This is a genomic window from Cryobacterium sp. 10I1, from assembly GCF_035019805.1.
Lineage (GTDB): Bacteria > Actinomycetota > Actinomycetes > Actinomycetales > Microbacteriaceae > Cryobacterium > Cryobacterium glucosi.
In genome coordinates, this window is record NZ_JASJVF010000711.1 from 1 (window position 1) to 217 (window position 217).

Consider the following 217-nt stretch of genomic DNA (forward strand, 5'->3'; position numbering starts at 1 on the left):
CGAGCAAGGCCCAGGCGAGTCGTTCGGACTTCACGAGAATGACGCGCGCCAGGACGAGGCCCGCCACCGCGAATTCGAGTCCGAGGTAGTACGTGTAGTCGACCCAGACCGGACGTTCCGCCACGTCGGTGGCCACGGTGGCCCAGGCATAGGCGGCGATCCCCAGGCCCACCACGACGAAGGCAACAAGCATCAGCCGAGGCATCACGAACGCGTC

The 217-nt window shown here is 66.4% G+C and carries 1 protein-coding gene; it reads right to left on the reverse strand.

The window, feature by feature from the left end:
* The coding region (locus QN345_RS20450) for a hypothetical protein (RefSeq protein ID WP_323509286.1) at positions 1–193 on the reverse strand (193 nt) is incomplete at its 3' end.
* Positions 194–217: the final 24 nt, after the last annotated feature.